This window comes from Pseudomonas sp. CIP-10 (genome assembly GCF_020911845.1).
GTDB classification, from domain to species: domain Bacteria; phylum Pseudomonadota; class Gammaproteobacteria; order Pseudomonadales; family Pseudomonadaceae; genus Aquipseudomonas; species Aquipseudomonas alloputida.
In genome coordinates, this window is record NZ_CP087160.1 from 758,671 (window position 1) to 775,782 (window position 17,112).

The following is a 17,112-nucleotide window of genomic DNA, read 5'->3' on the forward strand; positions in this document are numbered from 1 at the left end:
CATGCAGCAAGGCTTGAGCCTGATCGAGTTGTTGATTGTGCTGGCCGTGACCGGCATTCTGGCAGCCATTGCCTACCCCAGTTACAGCGACCAGCTTCGGCGAGCCGCGCGCAGTGAAGTGGTTGGCCTGCTGCACGACGCTGCCCTGCGCCTGGAGCGCCACCGCGTGCGCACTGGCCAATACGCCGAGGGCGACCTGGTCTTGCCCGAAGGTACCCGCTACTACAGCCTTCAGGCCCAGCGCGACAGTGACACCTTCACGCTGCGCGCCCGGCGGCTACCGCATGGGCTGATGGCGCAGGATGGCTGTGGCGATTTCCAGCTCGACCAGGCTGGCATGCAGCGCAATCCGGGTGCCGTTGAGCACAGCACGCACTGCTGGGGAAGCTGAAGGTTCAATGATGCCCGGTGCATCGCGGTTTTACTTCAGGTGTTGGATCGACAGATGAGCAAGCAAGTAGTGGTGGTCGGCGGCGGGGTGATCGGCCTGCTGACGGCATTCAACCTGGCGGCTAAGGTCGGCCAGGTGGTGGTGTGCGATCAGGGTGAGGTTGGCCGAGAGTCGTCCTGGGCTGGCGGAGGCATTGTCTCGCCGTTGTACCCGTGGCGCTACAGCGCCGCAGTGACCGCTCTGGCGCACTGGTCGCAGGACTTTTATCCACAGCTGGGCGAGCGTCTGTTCGCCAGCACTGGCGTCGACCCCGAAGTTCACACCACCGGGCTGTACTGGCTCGACCTGGACGACGAGGCTGAAGCGTTGGCCTGGGCCGCGCGCGAGCAGCGGCCGCTGAGTGCCGTGGATATTTCGGCGGCCTACGATGCGGTGCCGGTGCTGGGCCCGGGCTTCAAGCACGCCATCTACATGGCTGGCGTGGCCAATGTGCGCAACCCACGCTTGGTCAAGTCGCTGAAAGCGGCGTTGCTGGCGCTGCCAAACGTGACCTTGCGCGAACACTGCCAGATCACCGGCTTCGTGCAGGAAAAGGGGCGCGTGACCGGTGTACAGACGGCTGATGGCGTACTGGCGGCGGATGAGGTTGTGCTCAGTGCAGGCGCCTGGAGTGGCGACCTGTTGCGTACCCTTGGCCTTGAACTGCCGGTGGAGCCCGTGAAGGGCCAGATGATCCTGTTCAAGTGTGCTGAAGACTTCTTGCCGAGCATGGTGCTGGCCAAGGGACGTTATGCAATCCCGCGACGTGACGGGCACATTCTGGTGGGGAGCACGCTGGAACACGCCGGGTATGACAAGACGCCGACCGGGGATGCGCTGGAAAGCCTGAAGGCATCGGCGGTGGAGTTGTTGCCTGAGCTTGAAGGCGCCACAGTGGTGGCGCACTGGGCGGGGCTGCGGCCGGGGTCGCCAGAAGGCATCCCTTACATTGGGCCTGTGCCAGGGCATGAAGGGTTGTGGCTGAACTGCGGGCATTATCGCAATGGGCTGGTGCTGGCGCCGGCTTCGTGCCAGCTGTTTACCGATTTGCTGACAGGGGCCGAGCCGATTATCGACCCGGCGCCGTATGCGCCAGAAGGGCGTTTGGGCTGAGGGCCTCTTCGCGGGTAAACCCGCTCCCACACGAGCGGGTTCACCCGCGAAAGGGCCGCAGAAGCCAATACAGATTTCAGCCAGTAATCGGTGCGTGTAGGAGCGGGTTCACCCGCGAAAGGGCCGCAGAGGCCCATACAGATTTCAGCCAGTAATCGGTGCGTGTAGGAGCGGGTTCACCCGCGAAAGGGCCGCAGAAGCCAACACAGATTTCAGCCAGTAATCGGTGCGTGTAGGAGCGGGTTCACCCGCGAAAGGGCCACAGAGGCCCATACAGATTTCAGCCAGTAATCGGTACGTGTAGGAGCGGGTTCACCCGCGAAAGGGCCGCATAAGCCAATACAGATTTCAGCCAGTAATCGGTGCTTGCAAGTGCCGGCTCGGATAATGCTGCTCATACACCTTGCACACCCGCAGCACTTGCTCATCGGCAAAGCGCCCGGCCACCACCTGCAGACCCACCGGTAACCCCTCGCGGGTAAACCCGCAGGGCACCGAGGCTGCCGGCTGTTGGGTCAGGTTGAAGGGATAGCTGAACGGCGTCCACTCCATCCATTGCGCCATCCCCGACCCAGGCGGCACGTTGTGTCCGGCTTCGAACGCCACCAACGGCAGCATCGGCGATACCAGCACATCATATCGCTGATGAAAGGCATTCATCTTCGCAATCAATTCTGCCCGTGCCTCTAGCGCCTGGGTGTATTCGCCAAGGCTGATCTGTGCGCCTTGTTCGGCAATCCAGCGCAGCCCCGGGTCAAGCAACGCTTTCTGCTCATCGCTCAAGGCACTGGCCAACCGCGCCGCACCGGCAAACCACAGGGTATTGAAGGTTTCCAGCGGGTCGCTGAAGCCCGGGTCCACTTCCTCTACCTGCGCACCCAGCCGCACCAGGCGCTGCACCGCTAGCGCCACCAGAGCCTGGATCTGTGGGTCGACCTGCACGTAACCGAAGTTGGCGCTGTAGGCGATGCGTAGCCCACTCAGATCTTGCTGCTGGCTGAGCCAAGGCGCCTGCCGGGGTGCGCCGGCCAAACCGTCGCGGGCATCGGGGCGCGCTACGCAGTCGAGCATCAGCACCGCGTCGTCCACGGTACGCGTCATCGGCCCCAGGTGCGACAGCACGGTCATGGCGCTGGCCGGCCATTGCGGCACATAGCCGAAGGTCGGTTTGATGCCGAAGGTGCCGGTAAAGGCGCAGGGGATGCGAATCGAGCCGCCAGCATCGCTGCCCTGGTGCAGTACGCCCAGGTTCAGTGCGGCGGCTGCTGCCGCACCGCCGGACGAGCCCCCGGCAGTCAGCCTGGTATCCCACGGGTTGCGGGTAATGCCGTACAGCGGGTTGTCGGTCACGCCTTTCCAGCCGAACTCCGGCGTGGTGGTCTTGCCCACCAGCACAGCACCGGCTTCACGCATGAAGGCGCTGAAGGGCGCATCGATTTCCCACGGGCCGGTACCCGAGGTTGTACGCGAGCCTTTGCGGGTGGGCATGCCGCGGGTCAGGGTCAGGTCCTTGATCGAGGCGGGTACGCCATCCAGTCGGCCACAGGGCTCGCCGCGCTGCCAGCGTTGTTCGCTGGCGCGGGCGGCGGCGCGGGCACCTTCGCCGTCGACATGGCAGTAGGCGTTGACCGCCGGGTTATGCAGGTCAATGCGCGCCAGCACATCGTCGACCACCTCGACGGGTGACAACTGGCGGCGCTGGTACAGTTCGAGCAGTTCGACGGCGGTGAGTTCGCCAATCGCGGTTTTCTGGGTCATTTCAACGGGCTCCCGGGTTGGCGGCCTGGAACATGGCGCGCAACAGGACGTCGCAACCATCGGCCAGGTCCTGGGGCGCGGCATTTTCGATTTCGTTGTGGCTGATGCCGCCTTCGCATGGCACGAAGATCATCCCGGCCGGGCCCAGCTCGGCGAGGAAGATTGCATCGTGACCGGCGCCGCTGACGATATCCATGTGGCTCAGGCCCAGCGCACGCGCCCCCTGGCGCACGGCATCCACGCACTGCTCGGCGAAGTACAGGGGCGGGAAGTCGGCTGTCGGGGTCAGCTGATAGCTCAGGCCATGCTTCACCGTGCTGGTTTCGATAGCTGCGCGCACTTCACTGACCATGGCGTCGAGGTGCCCAGGGTCGAGGTGGCGCAGGTCGATGGTCATGTGCACCTGGCCGGGGATGACGTTGCGCGAGCCTGGGTGCAAGGTCAGGCAGCCGACCGTGCCGCAGGCATGTGGCTGGTGCGCGTGAGCGACGCGGTTGACCGCAGCCACCACCTCGGCTGCGCCGACCAATGCGTCCTTGCGCAGGTGCATGGGCGTGGGGCCTGCATGCGCCTCGACGCCGGTAAGGGTCAGGTCGAACCACTTTTGCCCTAGGCAGCCCTGGACCACGCCGATGGTGGTGCGTTGGTCTTCCAGCACCGGGCCTTGCTCGATATGCGCTTCGAAGTAGGCGCCCACGGCATGCCCGGTGGGCACGCGCGGGCCGGCGTAGCCGATGCGCTGCAACTCGGCGCCGACCGACAGACCTTGGTCATCGACCTTGTCCAGGGTTTCCTGCAGGCCGAACTTACCGGCAAACACGCCCGAGCCCATCATGCAGGGCGGGAAGCGCGAACCTTCTTCGTTGGTCCATACCACCACTTCCAGCGGGGCTTCGGTGGTCAGGTGCAGGTCGTTGAGCGTGCGCATCACTTCGAGGCCGGCCATGACGCCGTAGCAGCCATCGAACTTGCCGCCGGTGGGTTGGGTGTCGATGTGGCTGCCGGTCATGATGGGCGGTAGGGCAGGGTTGCGCCCGGGGCGGCGTGCGAAGATATTGCCGATGGCGTCGACGCTAACCGTGCAGCCGGCCTCTTCGCACCAGTGGACGAACAGGTCGCGCGCCTGGCGGTCGAGGTCGGTCAGGGCCAGACGGCATACGCCGCCCTTGGCGGTGGCGCCGAGTTGGGCCAGGTCCATCAATGATTGCCACAGGCGCTCGCGGCTGACCAACGGGCCTTGGCCGAGCAGGTGCTGCGAGGGATCGATGCGGGTGTTCATGGTTCATCTCTCCTGAAATTACTGGGTGGCTTGTACCGGCCTATTCGCGGGTGAACCCGCTCCTACAAAGGCCTCGCAGGGCTGGGGGGGACACCTTTGTAGGCGCGGGTTTGCCCGCGAAAGGGCCGGTACAGGTAAGCACGGTCGGGTCAGGCGCTAAGGGCCAGGTAACGGTTCTTGATGCTCGGGTCCTCGCGGAACTGCGCTGCACTGCCCTGGTAAGCGACGCGGCCCTGCTCCAGCACATAGTGGCGATCAGCAAGGGCATCGCAGACCATCAGGTTCTGCTCCACCAGCAGGATCGAAAGGCCTTCGTCCTTGATCCGCCGCAATATCTTCACCAGTTCATCGACAATCACCGGGGCCAGGCCTTCGGTGGGTTCGTCGAGGATCAGAAGCTTGGGGCCGTTGAGCAGGGCGCGGGCGATGGCGAGCATCTGTTGCTCACCACCGGACAGGGCAAAGCCACCGTTGCGGCGACGCTCCTTCAGGCGCGGGAACATGCTGTACACGTCCTCCAACTGCCAGCGGCTGGTCTTGCGCACGGCAATCTTCAGGTTCTCCTCGACGCTGAGCTGGCGAAAGATGCCGCGGTGCTCCGGCACCAGGGCAATGCCCTGCCGGGCGATATCGAAGATTTCGCGGCCGACCAGTTGCTGCCCGTTGAAGCTGATCTGCCCCTGCCGTGGGCGGACGATGCCAAGGATGCTGCGCAAGGTGGTGGTCTTGCCTGCGCCGTTGCGCCCCAGCAGCGTTACCAGTTCGCCAGCCTCAACCTTGAGCGAGACACCTTCGAGCACATGGCTCTTGTCGTAGTAGGAATGGATCGAATCGACGTTGAGCATCAGGCGGCCTCTCCAAGGTAGGCGGTGCGTACGCGCTCGTCGTTGCGCACCTGTTCAGGGGTACCCTCGACCAGGATCTGGCCGTGACTCATTACCGTGATGCGCTGGCTGATCGACATGACAATGCTCATGTTGTGCTCGATCAGTAGCACGGTATGGTCGCGGCCAAGGTCGCTGATCAGGTCGGTCATCACCGGGATGTCGTCGATGCCCATGCCCGAAGTGGGTTCGTCGAGCATCAGCAGGGTGGGCTTGGCGCAGATCGACATGCCCACTTCCAGCACCCTTTGCTGGCCGTGCGACAGCTCGCCCGCCAGTGTTTCGGCACGGGCGCTCAGTTTCAGGCGCTCCAGCACCTGGTCGGCGGTGTTCCAGTGGCTGCGCTTGTGCTCGACACTGCGCCAGAAGTTCAGCGCGCCCAGGCCATCACGGCCTTGGGCGGCCAGGCGCAGGTTCTCGCGCACGGAAAGGTTCTGGAACAGGCTGGTGAGCTGAAACGAACGCGCCATGCCAAGTGCCACCCGCCCGTGGGACGGCTTGCGAATGATGTCCTGGCCATTGAACAGGATCTTGCCGGCAGTGGCCTGACGTTCGCCGGTCAGGCAGTGGAACAGGCTGGTCTTGCCGGCGCCGTTGGGGCCGATAATGGTGTGGATGGTGCCGGCTCGCACTTTGAGGTCAACGCCCGCGACCGCCTTGAACGGCCCGTAGGCCAGCTCCAGCTGGCGGGTTTCCAGGAGGTAGTCGCTCATCACAGGGTCTCCTTGGTCTTGGCCTGGGGTTTGTTATCGGCATTGCGGGTGGCCAGCAGGCGCTTGCCCAGTTCGGTCAGGCCGCCCCACAGGCCGCCACGCATGAACACCACCACCAGAATCAGGATCACCCCCAGCAGCATCAGCCAGCGTGGCCAAAGTTCCGACAGCACGTCACCCAGCAGCACGATGGCGCCAGCCCCCAGCAGCGAGCCGAACAGTGAGCCGGTGCCGCCGACGATGGTCATGATCAGGATGTTCTCGCTCATCATCAGGTCGATGTTCGACAGCGGCGCAAAGTGCAGCAGCATGGCGTACAGCGCCCCGGCGATGCCGGTGATGGCGCCCGACAGCATGAACACCAGAATCTTGAAATGGCGGGTGTCGTAGCCGATGGCGGCGGCGCGGGTCTCGTTCTCACGGATAGCCAGCAGGGTGCTGCCGAATGGCGAACGGATCACCCGCAGGGCTGCGGCGAAGATCAACAGGAACAGCACCGCGACGAACACATAGAAGTGCCGCGGATCGGCCAGGTCGACCAGCACATGGCCGGCGATTTCGATATTCGGCCGTGGCACATCAAGCAGGCCGTTGTCACCGCCGGTCCAGCCGCTGAGGGTATAGGCCAGGAAGTAGGCCATCTGGCTGAAGGCCAGGGTCAGCATGACGAAGTAGATGCCCGTGCGACGGATCGCCAGTGCGCCCACCAGCAGCGCGAGGAAGGCGCCGAACACAGCTGCGCCAAGCAGCGCGGCGAACATGCCCCACTGCAGGTGGATCATCAGCAGCGCTGCGCCATAGGCGCCCACGCCAAAGAAGATGCCCTGGCCGAACGACAGCAGTCCGGTGTAGCCGAGCAGCAGGTTGCAGGCCAGTGCGGCCATGGCAAAGATCAGGATCTCGGTGGCCAGGGTGGCTGAGGGCAGCAACAGCGGCAGCGCCACCAGGCTGGCAACTACCAGCGACAGCAGCGCCGGGGCGCGGCCCTTGGCGACTGGCAATGGGTTTTTCTCGCTCATCTCAGGCTCTCCCGAACAGGCCGTAGGGACGGACCAGAATCACTGCTGCCATGGCGCCATAGATCATCAGGCTGGCGCCTTGCGGCCAGAGACTGGTCATCATGCTTTGCACCACACCCACCAGCAGGCCGCCAACCAGCGCCCCGCCGAACGACCCCATGCCGCCAATCACCACCACCACGAAGGCAATGCCGAGGATTTCCGGGCCGACGAAGGGCTGGGCGCCCCGTAGCGGCGCAAACAGCACACCCGCCACACCTGCCAGGCCCACGCCCAGGGCGAATGTCAGGGAGAACAGGCGAAAAATGTTGGTGCCCAACAGCGACACGGTTTCGGTGCTTTCGCTACCGGCCCGCACCAGTGCGCCGAAACGGGTGCGTTCCAGCAGCAGCCACAGGCCAATACCGATCAGCGCTGCGAAGCCGATCAGGAACAAGCGGTAGTAGGGGTAGATGAAGTCGCCGAGTATCAGCACCCCGCGCAGTTCAGGTGGCACGGCAATGTTCTTGCCCACCGGGCCCCAGATCAGCACCGACGCTTCCTGGATGATCAGCGCGATGCCGAGGGTGACGAGGATCTGGAAGGTGTGCGGCAGGTGGTAGATGCGTTTGATCAACAGGCGCTCGACCGCCCAGGCCAGCGCGGCCACCACCAGTGGCGCAATCAGCAGCGCCAGCCAGAAGTTGCCGGTGACGGCCACGGCGGTGTAGCACAGGTAGGCGCCCAGCAAGAAAAACGCGCCGTGGGCGAAGTTGACGAAGTTGAGCAGGCCGAAAATGATCGTCAGGCCCACGGCGATGAGGAAGTAGATCATCCCCAGGCCCAGGCCGTTGAGCAGTTGGAACAGGTACAAATCGAGCATGAGCGTGCCCTCGACAGCGCGCCGGGCGGCTGCCTGTACAAGTGTTTGTGACTAACGCCGCAGCTTCAGGCCAGGGCGCAACCGGTGTGATCGACCTCGACGAACGAGCGGCCCGAACTGATGACTTCGGCCAGGTCGTCCTCGTCGCGCATCTGCCCCTGGGGCTTGCCGCGCAGCAGGTAGTAATCCTTGAGCACCTGGTGGTCACCCGGGCGGATCAGTTCTTCGCCGGTCGGGCCCTGGAAGCGCATGCCCTGCAATGCCGCAGACACGGCGGCCCCGTCCAGGCTGCCGGCCTTGACGATGGCCTCGAGCATCACCTTGGTGCCGATGTAGTCGGCGGCCAGCGGGTAGTTGGGGTTGATGCCATAGGCCTTGCGGGTGGCGGCGACCAACTGTTTGTTCAGCGGGGTGTCGACCTGGTGCCAGTACTGCGCACCCAGGTACACGCCCTCGAGCACGTCGCTGCCCAGCTCCTGGAACTGGTCGAGGCCGGCAGACCACACCATCAGCACTTTCATGCGGTCCTTGATGCCGAAGTTGACCGCCTGGCGCAGGGCGTTGGAGGCCTGGCTACCGAAGTTGAGCAGCACCAGCACGTCGGGCTTGGCGGCGATGGCGTTGGTCAGGTAGCCGGAAAATTCCTGCTCCTGCAGCGAGTGGTAGCTGTTGCCGATGTGTTCCACGCCGAGCTCGGCGAACACTTTGCGGGCGTTGTCCAGCAGGGCATCGCCGAATACATATTGCGGGGTGATGGTGTACCAGCGCTTGGCCTGGGGCAGCTGGCGGCTCATCGGCACCAGGGTTTCGCGGATGGCACCATAGGTGGGCACCGACCAGCGGAAGGTTGAGGCATTGCAGTCCTTGCCGGTGATTTCATCGGCGCCCACAGGCGTCATGAACACGCCGCCGGCTTTGTGGATTTCCTTGGACACCGCCAGTGCCGAAGACGACAGGGTGCACCCCTGGAAGAAGCGTGCGCCATCCTGGCCGATGGCTTCCTGCACCTTGCGCACCGCCTTGCCGGCGTTGCCTTCGGTGTCGATGACTTTGTACTTGAGCGGGTGGCCGAGCAACTGCGGATGCTCGGCGATGGCCAGGCGCGAGCCCATGTCGGCGTACTTGCCGTAGCTGGCGAAGGCGCCCGACATGGACTTGAGCCCATAGAAGGTCAGCGGTTGGTCGGCGAATGCCCGGTGTGCCCCCAAGGGGAGGCTACCTAAGGCACCCAGGGCAAGGCCTGCCTTGAGCAGGGTACGTCTTTGCATGAGTAACTCCTTGTTTGTGGTTATTAGGCAGGAGTGGCAATGACAAAGCGGGTACGGCCGGGCCTGTGTGCAGGCCTCTTTACAGGCGCATCAGTGGTGGTGATCGAACTCCAGCAGGAAGTTACGGGCAACCTCGCCTTCCAGCGCGGTCATATGGTGCTCGGCGTCGCACATGTGTTCGTGCATCAGCCGGCGTACGGCGGGTTCGTCGCTGGCGCGCAAGGCGGTCAGCAGTTGCTTGTGGTAGTCGATGTTGGCGGCGGCGAACTGCTGGCGCTTGGGCAGGTAGGCCTTTTTCAGCACCACCAGGTCGCGCAGCAGGTCGTTGAGGAACACCGCCATGAAACGCAGCAACGGGTTGGGGCAGCGGTCGGCCAGCAGGGTGTGGAATTCAAGCTCCGCCAAGCGCTGCTCACGCTGGCCTTCTTCGCTGTCTTCCGGCGCGCTGCAGAAGTCGATGTTGGCCTGCAGCGCGGCATAATCGGCCTCGCTCAGCTTGCCCATCACCGACACCGCCAGTTCTACCTCGATGACTTTGCGCAGCTGGTACACCTGTTCGCCGTCCAGGTGCTGGAAATGCAGGTAGTTGCGCAGCGCGCGGCTGGCTGGCTCGGTGCCCACTTCGTTCAGGTAGGCGCCCCCGGTCGGGCCGGTGCGGGTGCTGACCAGGCCTTCGACTTCGAGCGCCTTGAGCGCTTCGCGGGCGGTGCCCTTGGAACATTCGAAATGCTCCATCAGCTCACGTTCGGTGGGCAGGCGGTCGCCGGGGTGCAGCGCTTCGGTGACGATCGAGCGCTTGACTGATTCGACGATCACATCGGACAGCTTCTGGCGCTTGCGTTTGGGTTTGAGCATTTCGCTATTTTTCATATTTATGCGGATAAATAGGATTTAGCGAGTTTTGCCCAGGCGGGTCAATGCTGGCGGTGGGGAGGGGTCGTAAATGGTGTGAAAGGGTCGGGGAGGGATATGTGGGGAGGGGCTGTAAGGGGGGGCCGCGAATGCTGCAGTGGCGCTACTGACGCATTCGCGGGTGAACCCGCTCCTACACAGGGGGGCTGGGTGTACCCGGGGATCAGCCCTTGTGGCCAGGGCCCTGCTGCAGGTGGGCCTGGCTGCAATACCACTCATTACCCTGCTGCAGCGCCCGGTCGTTGGGCAGGTGCACGCCGCAATGGGCACAGCGCACCATCTTCAGCGGCGCATCCAGCTTCGCCTCGGGGTGCGACTGCTGGCTGACTTTGAACTTGCGCCACAGCCAGAACGCGGCGGCGATCAGGGCGATCCAGAAAAGTAGGCGAACCATGGTGTCCAGCTTGTCGATTGAAGAAGCCAACAGTCTAGGACGCGGCCAATAAAAAAGGGAGGCCCAAGGCCTCCCTTTCATTCACCGCTGAAGGTCAGTCGAACAGACCAAAGGTCATGTAGCTGAACCAGGAACGGTCTTTCTCGGCTTCTTTCGGGCCTTCCGGCACGATCGGGTCGCCGTTCTCGTCTTTAGGCAGCAGCTCTCGCGGCATCTCGTCGCGCGCGTCCTGGAACTGCTTGACCACGTCCTGGTTGGCGCGGGTTTCGCCTGGCGGCAGCGGGGTATCGGTTTCGATCAGGCCCAAGGTGGCCTTGGACAGCCAGCCGCGGCCGTCAGACTCGGTCTGCTTGGGCTGGAACTCGCCATCGACCAGGCTCGGGTGGTCCGGGTAGTTGAGTTTGAGGGTTTCCAGGCTCGTGGCGGCCAGTTCGTCCAGGTGCAGCTTCTGGTACGACTCGACCATCACCGCCAGGCCGTCACCGACGGACGGGGTTTCCTGGAAGTTTTCGACCACGTAGCGGCCACGGTTGGCAGCCGCTACATAAGCCTGGCGGCTCAGGTAGTAGTCGGCCACGTGGATTTCGTACGAAGCCAGCAGGTTGCGCAGGTAGATCATGCGCTGCTTGGCGTCTGGCGCGTAGCGGCTGTTGGGGAAACGGCTGGTCAGCTGGGCGAACTCGTTGTACGAGTCGCGGGCGGCACCCGGGTCGCGTTTGGTCATGTCCAGCGGCAGGAAGCGCGCCAGCAGGCCACGGTCCTGGTCGAACGAGGTCAGGCCCTTGAGGTAGTAGGCGTAATCGACGTTCGGGTGCTGCGGGTGCAGGCGGATAAAGCGCTCGGCGGCCGACTTGGCGGCCTCGGGCTCAGAATTCTTGTAGTTGGCGTAGATCAGCTCGAGCTGCGCCTGATCGGCATAGCGGCCGAACGGGTAGCGCGACTCCAGGGCCTTGAGCTTGTTCACGGCGCTGGTGTAGCTGGAGTTGTCCAGATCAGCCTGGGCCTGCTGGTACAGTTCGGCCTCGCTGAGGTTCTCGTCAATGACCTCTTTATTAGAGGAACAGGCCGCGGTAAGCCCGAGGATGGCGATCAGCAGCAGGTGTTTCACTCGCATGGCGGCTTGCGTCCCTTTGACGGCCGCTGTCTTGGGCGGTGCCGTCCTGTTATGATGAGCGCCCCGGCCAACCCCGGGACAAAAGAAGCCGTATTTAACCACAAGCTCGCAGCCGAAACCAAAGGCTGTGCGCCCGCCGAATCGAGCATGTCCGAGATCATTCAACTTAGCGCAGAGGTACCGTCCGAACTGGGCGGCCAACGCCTCGACCAGGTCGCCGCCCAATTGTTCGCCGAGTACTCGCGTTCGCGGCTAACTTCGTGGATCAAAGAGGGCCGCCTGACGGTCGATGGTGCAGTCGTGCGCCCTCGAGACCTTGTTCATGGTGGCTCTCTGCTTGCCCTGGAGGCCGAACAAGAGGCCCAGGGCGAGTGGATCGCAGAAGATATCGAACTGGATATCGTCTACGAAGACGACCACATCCTGGTGATCAACAAGCCTGCCGGGCTGGTTGTGCACCCGGCGGCCGGGCATGCCAGCGGCACCCTGCTCAACGCGCTGCTGCACCATGTGCCAGACATCGTCAACGTGCCGCGCGCCGGTATCGTGCACCGCCTGGACAAGGACACCACCGGCCTGATGGTGGTGGCCAAGACCCTGCAGGCGCAGACCAAGCTGGTCGAGCAGATGCAGGCCCGCAAGGTCAGCCGCATCTACGAGTGCATCGTGATTGGCGTGGTGACTGCCGGTGGCAAGATCGACGCGCCCATCGGTCGTCATGGCGGCATGCGCCAGCGCATGGCTGTAACCGACGGCGGCAAGCCGGCGGTCAGCCACTACCGCGTACTCAAGCGCTTCCGCTCGCACACCCATGTGCGGGTCAAGCTGGAAACCGGCCGTACCCACCAGATTCGCGTGCACATGGCCCACGTGGGTTTCCCGCTGGTTGGCGACCAGACGTACGGCGGGCGCTTCCGTATTCCGCCCGCTGCCAGCCCGACCATGGTCGAGGCGGTCAAGACCTTCCCGCGCCAGGCGCTGCATGCGCGTTTCCTCGCCTTGGCCCACCCGATTACCGGTGAAGTCATGAAGTGGGAATCGCCACTGCCGGATGACTTCGTCTGGTTGCTGTCGCTGCTGAACCAGGACCGCGAGAGCTTCATCGGATGAGTGACCTGACGCAGGCGTTGCTGTTCCCCGACTGGCCGGCCCCGGCCTCGGTACGCGCCTGTGTCACCACCCGTCAGGGCGGCGTCAGCTTGCCGCCTTACGAAACCTTCAACCTCGGCGACCATGTTGGGGATGACCCTGCCGCGGTCGCCGAGAACCGCCGCCGCCTGAGCGAACAGTTCACCATCCAACCGGCCTGGCTCAAACAGGTGCATGGGCGGGTGGTGGCAGATGCCGACCCGGCGGTGGTCGCCGAGGCCGATGCCAGCTGGACCCACCAGCCTGGCATTGCCTGCACCGTGATGACCGCCGATTGCCTGCCTGCGCTGTTCTGCGACCGTGCCGGCACCCGCGTGGCGGCGGCACATGCGGGCTGGCGCGGGCTGGCGGGTGGCGTGCTGGAAGCCACGCTGGACCGGCTGGCGCTGCCGCCAGAAGAGGTGCTGGTGTGGTTGGGGCCTGCCATCGGCCCGCAAGCGTTCGAAGTGGGGCTGGAAGTGCGTGATGCCTTTACCGCCGTGCACCCGCAAGCAGCTCGGGCATTCGTCGACGGCGAACGGCCAGGCAAGCTGTTGGCGGATATCTATGAGCTGGCGCGTATTCGCCTGGCTGCCCGTGGCGTGACTGCTGTTTATGGCGGTGGTTTGTGCACGGTCAGTGATGCGCGGTTCTTCTCCTATCGCCGTACCCCGCAGGGTGGGCGTTTTGCATCGTTGGTCTGGCTGGACCCGCGCTAGCCTGTACCGGCCTCTTCGCTGGCACGCCCGCTCCTACAGTGATTCTGCAAACATTGAAACCGGTGGTGTACCTGTGGGGGCGAGCATGCCCGCGAATGGCCCCCGTTAATCCAACAGGTTGACTTTGGTCAACCCCGCTACGCTTGAATCTTCCAGAATCAGCCTTATCTATAAAGTCATCTCAGGCAGGTTTCTTTATAAACAGGCGCTGTCCATCGCTCCGACCTGCCCTTTAAAGGAAGGTACACCATGCGAATAGACCGTTTAACCAGCAAGCTGCAACTTGCAATATCCGATGCCCAATCTTTGGCCGTTGGCATGGACCACCCTGCCATAGAGCCCGTGCACCTGTTACAGGCGCTGCTCGAACAGCAGGGCGGCTCCATCAAACCGCTGCTGATGCAGGTAGGCTTCGACATCAATGGCCTGCGCCAGGGGCTGGTGAAAGAGCTCGACCAACTGCCAAAAATACAGAACCCTACCGGCGACGTGAACATGTCGCAGGACTTGGCACGCCTGCTTAACCAGGCAGACCGCCTGGCACAGCAGAAGGGCGACCAGTTCATTTCCAGCGAGCTTGTGCTGTTGGCCGCCATGGACGAAAACAGCAAGCTCGGCAAGCTGCTGCTGAGCCAAGGCGTGAGCAAGAAAGCGCTGGAAAATGCCATCAACAACCTGCGTGGCGGCGCGGCAGTGAATGACGCCAACGCCGAGGAATCGCGCCAGGCGCTGGACAAATACACCGTCGACCTGACCAAGCGTGCCGAAGAGGGCAAGCTGGACCCGGTCATTGGCCGTGACGATGAAATCCGCCGTACCGTGCAGGTGCTGCAACGCCGTACCAAGAACAACCCGGTGCTGATCGGTGAGCCTGGCGTGGGTAAAACCGCCATCGCCGAAGGCCTGGCCCAGCGCATCATCAATGGTGAAGTGCCCGACGGCCTCAAAGGCAAGCGGCTGCTGGCGCTGGACATGGGCGCGCTGATTGCCGGTGCCAAGTACCGCGGTGAGTTCGAAGAGCGCTTGAAAAGCCTGCTGAACGAACTGTCCAAGCAGGAAGGCCAGATCATCCTGTTCATCGACGAACTGCACACCATGGTCGGCGCCGGCAAAGGCGAGGGTGCCATGGACGCCGGCAACATGCTCAAGCCGGCCCTGGCCCGCGGCGAGCTGCATTGCGTAGGTGCCACCACGCTGAACGAGTACCGCCAGTTCATCGAAAAGGACGCCGCCCTGGAGCGCCGCTTCCAGAAGGTGCTGGTCGAGGAGCCGAGCGAGGAAGACACCATCGCCATCCTGCGTGGCCTGAAAGAGCGCTATGAAGTGCACCACAAGGTGGCCATCACCGACGGTGCAATCATCGCTGCGGCCAAGCTCAGCCACCGCTACATTACCGACCGCCAGCTGCCGGACAAGGCCATTGACCTGATCGACGAAGCGGCCAGCCGCATCCGCATGGAGATTGACTCCAAGCCAGAAGTGCTCGACCGCCTTGATCGCCGCCTGATCCAGCTGAAGGTGGAGTCGCAGGCGCTGAAGAAAGAAGAAGACGAAGCGGCGAAAAAGCGCCTAGAGAAGCTGACCGAGGAAATCGAGCGGCTGGAGCGTGAGTATTCCGACCTGGAAGAAATCTGGGCTTCGGAGAAAGCTGAAGTGCAGGGCTCGGCGCAGATCCAGCAAAAGATCGAGCAGTCTCGCCAGGAGCTGGAAGCCGCCCGTCGCAAAGGCGACCTGAACCGCATGGCCGAACTGCAGTACGGGGTGATCCCGGACCTGGAGCGCAGCCTGCAGATGGTCGACCAGCACGGCAAGACCGAAAACCAGTTGCTGCGCAACAAGGTCACCGAGGAAGAAATTGCCGAAGTGGTGTCGAAGTGGACCGGCATTCCTGTGGCCAAGATGCTCGAAGGCGAGCGTGAGAAGCTGCTGAAGATGGAAGAGCTGCTGCACCAGCGCGTGATTGGCCAGAGCGAGGCGGTAACCGCCGTAGCCAACGCCGTACGCCGCTCACGTGCCGGGCTGTCCGACCCGAACCGGCCAAGTGGTTCGTTCCTGTTCCTCGGCCCGACCGGTGTGGGCAAGACCGAACTGTGCAAGGCGCTGGCCGAGTTCCTGTTCGACACCGAAGAGGCGATGGTGCGCATCGACATGTCCGAATTCATGGAGAAGCACTCCGTCGCGCGCCTGATCGGTGCACCGCCAGGCTATGTAGGGTATGAAGAGGGCGGTTACCTGACCGAGGCCGTGCGGCGCAAGCCTTACTCGGTGGTGCTGCTGGACGAGGTGGAAAAAGCCCACCCGGATGTGTTCAACGTGCTGTTGCAGGTGCTGGAAGACGGCCGCCTGACCGACAGCCACGGGCGCACCGTGGACTTCCGCAACACCGTGATCGTGATGACCTCCAACCTGGGCTCGGCGCAGATTCAGGAACTGGTGGGTGACCGCGAGGCACAGCGTGCGGCAGTGATGGATGCGGTGGGGGCGCACTTCCGTCCCGAGTTCATCAACCGCATCGACGAAGTGGTGGTGTTCGAGCCATTGGGCCGCGAGCAGATTGCCGGTATTACCGAAATCCAACTCGGCCGCCTGCGCAGCCGCCTGCTGGAGCGCGAACTGTCGCTGAGCCTGAGCCCAGAGGCGTTGGACAAGCTGATTGCTGTGGGTTACGACCCGGTGTACGGCGCACGGCCGCTGAAGCGGGCGATCCAGCGCTGGATCGAGAACCCGCTGGCGCAGCTGATTCTGGCCGGCAAGTTCCTGCCCGGTACGGCGATCACCGCCAAGGTGGAAGGCGACGAAATCGTCTTCGGCTGATTGTGTTGCACCATGAGCCCCGCGTTTGCGGGGCTTTTTTCTGCCTGTTGCCCATGCCGGCCCCTATCGCGGCCAACCCTGCGCAGATTTTTGCAGGCTAGGCAGCCCCTCGTAGGCGCGGGTTTAGCCGTGAAAGGGCCGGCACAGCCCAGCTATTTCGGGCCTTTGCGCCAATCTTGGATAACCGCCTGAAATTTTTGAAATTTTTGCTTGCATCAAATTTAGAGTGCCCCTAATATACGCCGCGTTGTCAGGCACTAAGCGAATCACCAGCAACATCAGTGATCGCAAAACAACTTACAAATCAGTAAGTTGAATGAAAAAAAGTGGTTGACAAGCAAAACGAAGAATGTAGAATAGCCGGCCTCAGCAGCGACAACGCGAAAGCGAAGAAGCTAAAGAGTCCGAAGCGAACACAGTCTTCGGAGTTGTACCGAAGTTCAGTTCCGCGATAGCTCAGTCGGTAGAGCAAATGACTGTTAATCATTGGGTCCCTGGTTCGAGTCCAGGTCGCGGAGCCAATCTCGGGGTGTAGCGCAGTCCGGTAGCGCGCCTGCTTTGGGAGCAGGATGTCAGGAGTTCGAATCCCCTCACCCCGACCATTTTCCGGGTCGTTAGCTCAGTTGGTAGAGCAGTTGGCTTTTAACCAATTGGTCGTAGGTTCGAATCCTACACGACCCACCATGTAGAAAAGGGCATCTCAAA

Annotated in this window: 15 protein-coding genes and 3 tRNA genes; 8 read left to right on the top strand and 10 right to left on the bottom strand. The window is 63.1% G+C overall.

All coding sequences use genetic code 11. The features are described from left to right. Position 1: 1 nt before the first annotated feature. Complete coding sequence (locus tag LMH93_RS03420; RefSeq protein WP_003247577.1) at positions 2–391, top strand: type IV pilin protein; 390 nt, start codon at positions 2–4, stop codon at positions 389–391. Between the two features lie 54 nt (positions 392–445). Continuing rightward, complete coding sequence (gene thiO / locus LMH93_RS03425) at positions 446–1,543, top strand: glycine oxidase ThiO (RefSeq protein WP_004577282.1); 1,098 nt, start codon at positions 446–448, stop codon at positions 1,541–1,543. Between the two features lie 348 nt (positions 1,544–1,891). Here the strand turns inward: thiO and LMH93_RS03430 are convergent, their stop codons facing one another. From LMH93_RS03430 to LMH93_RS03475, 10 genes are all read right to left on the bottom strand, one after another. Beyond that, complete coding sequence (locus LMH93_RS03430) at positions 1,892–3,301, bottom strand: amidase (RefSeq protein WP_230064835.1); 1,410 nt, start codon at positions 3,299–3,301, stop codon at positions 1,892–1,894. 1 nt (position 3,302) lies between these two features. Beyond that, complete coding sequence (locus tag LMH93_RS03435; protein WP_070383409.1) at positions 3,303–4,580, bottom strand: Zn-dependent hydrolase; 1,278 nt, start codon at positions 4,578–4,580, stop codon at positions 3,303–3,305. A 149-nt stretch (positions 4,581–4,729) separates the two neighbouring features. Further along, positions 4,730–5,425 carry an ABC transporter ATP-binding protein gene (locus LMH93_RS03440; protein ID WP_100774543.1) on the bottom strand — a complete coding sequence of 232 codons (696 nt, stop codon included), beginning with the start codon at positions 5,423–5,425 and terminating at the stop codon, positions 4,730–4,732. Next, entirely contained in the window at positions 5,425–6,177 is a 753-nt protein-coding gene (locus LMH93_RS03445; RefSeq protein WP_012051121.1) for an ABC transporter ATP-binding protein, read from the bottom strand. The genes LMH93_RS03440 and LMH93_RS03445 overlap by 1 nt, the downstream gene beginning before the upstream one ends. Then, positions 6,177–7,196 carry a branched-chain amino acid ABC transporter permease gene (locus LMH93_RS03450; RefSeq protein WP_019750374.1) on the bottom strand — a complete coding sequence of 340 codons (1,020 nt, stop codon included), beginning with the start codon at positions 7,194–7,196 and terminating at the stop codon, positions 6,177–6,179. Before LMH93_RS03450 ends, LMH93_RS03445 begins: the two co-directional genes overlap by 1 nt. Position 7,197: 1 nt before the next feature. After that, a complete protein-coding gene (locus LMH93_RS03455) occupies positions 7,198–8,058 on the bottom strand; it encodes a branched-chain amino acid ABC transporter permease (protein WP_003247565.1) in 861 nt (286 codons plus the stop codon). Positions 8,059–8,123: 65 nt separating this feature from the next. Then, positions 8,124–9,326, bottom strand: a complete 1,203-nt coding sequence (locus LMH93_RS03460) for an ABC transporter substrate-binding protein (RefSeq protein WP_003247562.1) — start codon at positions 9,324–9,326, stop codon at positions 8,124–8,126. Positions 9,327–9,416: 90 nt separating this feature from the next. Next, positions 9,417–10,181: a FadR/GntR family transcriptional regulator gene (locus LMH93_RS03465; RefSeq protein ID WP_003247561.1), complete on the bottom strand. Its 765-nt coding sequence runs from the start codon at positions 10,179–10,181 to the stop codon at positions 9,417–9,419. Positions 10,182–10,401: 220 nt separating this feature from the next. Continuing rightward, on the bottom strand, positions 10,402–10,632 hold the full coding sequence (locus LMH93_RS03470) for a PP0621 family protein (RefSeq protein ID WP_003247559.1): 231 nt from the start codon (positions 10,630–10,632) through the stop codon (positions 10,402–10,404). A gap of 94 nt (positions 10,633–10,726) precedes the next feature. Continuing rightward, complete coding sequence (locus tag LMH93_RS03475) at positions 10,727–11,746, bottom strand: outer membrane protein assembly factor BamD (RefSeq protein WP_004577276.1); 1,020 nt, start codon at positions 11,744–11,746, stop codon at positions 10,727–10,729. A 147-nt stretch (positions 11,747–11,893) separates the two neighbouring features. On the opposite strand from LMH93_RS03475, the gene rluD reads away from it, so the two are divergent. From rluD to LMH93_RS03505, 6 genes are all read left to right on the top strand, one after another. Next, positions 11,894–12,856: a 23S rRNA pseudouridine(1911/1915/1917) synthase RluD gene (gene rluD, locus LMH93_RS03480; protein ID WP_003247554.1), complete on the top strand. Its 963-nt coding sequence runs from the start codon at positions 11,894–11,896 to the stop codon at positions 12,854–12,856. Continuing rightward, complete coding sequence (gene pgeF, locus LMH93_RS03485; protein ID WP_003247552.1) at positions 12,853–13,593, top strand: peptidoglycan editing factor PgeF; 741 nt, start codon at positions 12,853–12,855, stop codon at positions 13,591–13,593. Before rluD ends, pgeF begins: the two co-directional genes overlap by 4 nt. 249 nt (positions 13,594–13,842) lie before the next feature. Beyond that, positions 13,843–16,407, top strand: coding sequence for an ATP-dependent chaperone ClpB (clpB, locus tag LMH93_RS03490; protein WP_003247550.1), 2,565 nt, complete (start codon positions 13,843–13,845; stop codon positions 16,405–16,407). A gap of 445 nt (positions 16,408–16,852) precedes the next feature. After that, positions 16,853–16,928, top strand: a tRNA-Asn gene (locus LMH93_RS03495). 4 nt (positions 16,929–16,932) lie between these two features. Next, positions 16,933–17,009, top strand: a tRNA-Pro gene (locus tag LMH93_RS03500). A 6-nt stretch (positions 17,010–17,015) separates the two neighbouring features. Beyond that, positions 17,016–17,091: transfer RNA gene (locus LMH93_RS03505), tRNA-Lys, on the top strand. Positions 17,092–17,112: the final 21 nt, after the last annotated feature.

Bases quoted from the DNA above. Each gene is read 5' to 3' on its own strand.
- LMH93_RS03420 (WP_003247577.1), top strand. From the start codon at position 2: ATGCAGCAAGGCTTGAGCCTGATCGAGTTGTTGATTGTGCTGGCCGTG.
- thiO (WP_004577282.1), top strand. From the start codon at position 446: ATGAGCAAGCAAGTAGTGGTGGTCGGCGGCGGGGTGATCGGCCTGCTG.
- LMH93_RS03430 (WP_230064835.1), bottom strand. From the start codon at position 3,301: ATGACCCAGAAAACCGCGATTGGCGAACTCACCGCCGTCGAACTGCTC.
- LMH93_RS03435 (WP_070383409.1), bottom strand. From the start codon at position 4,580: ATGAACACCCGCATCGATCCCTCGCAGCACCTGCTCGGCCAAGGCCCG.
- LMH93_RS03440 (WP_100774543.1), bottom strand. From the start codon at position 5,425: ATGCTCAACGTCGATTCGATCCATTCCTACTACGACAAGAGCCATGTG.
- LMH93_RS03445 (WP_012051121.1), bottom strand. From the start codon at position 6,177: ATGAGCGACTACCTCCTGGAAACCCGCCAGCTGGAGCTGGCCTACGGG.
- LMH93_RS03450 (WP_019750374.1), bottom strand. From the start codon at position 7,196: ATGAGCGAGAAAAACCCATTGCCAGTCGCCAAGGGCCGCGCCCCGGCG.
- LMH93_RS03455 (WP_003247565.1), bottom strand. From the start codon at position 8,058: ATGCTCGATTTGTACCTGTTCCAACTGCTCAACGGCCTGGGCCTGGGG.
- LMH93_RS03460 (WP_003247562.1), bottom strand. From the start codon at position 9,326: ATGCAAAGACGTACCCTGCTCAAGGCAGGCCTTGCCCTGGGTGCCTTA.
- LMH93_RS03465 (WP_003247561.1), bottom strand. From the start codon at position 10,181: ATGCTCAAACCCAAACGCAAGCGCCAGAAGCTGTCCGATGTGATCGTC.
- LMH93_RS03470 (WP_003247559.1), bottom strand. From the start codon at position 10,632: ATGGTTCGCCTACTTTTCTGGATCGCCCTGATCGCCGCCGCGTTCTGG.
- LMH93_RS03475 (WP_004577276.1), bottom strand. From the start codon at position 11,746: ATGCGAGTGAAACACCTGCTGCTGATCGCCATCCTCGGGCTTACCGCG.
- rluD (WP_003247554.1), top strand. From the start codon at position 11,894: ATGTCCGAGATCATTCAACTTAGCGCAGAGGTACCGTCCGAACTGGGC.
- pgeF (WP_003247552.1), top strand. From the start codon at position 12,853: ATGAGTGACCTGACGCAGGCGTTGCTGTTCCCCGACTGGCCGGCCCCG.
- clpB (WP_003247550.1), top strand. From the start codon at position 13,843: ATGCGAATAGACCGTTTAACCAGCAAGCTGCAACTTGCAATATCCGAT.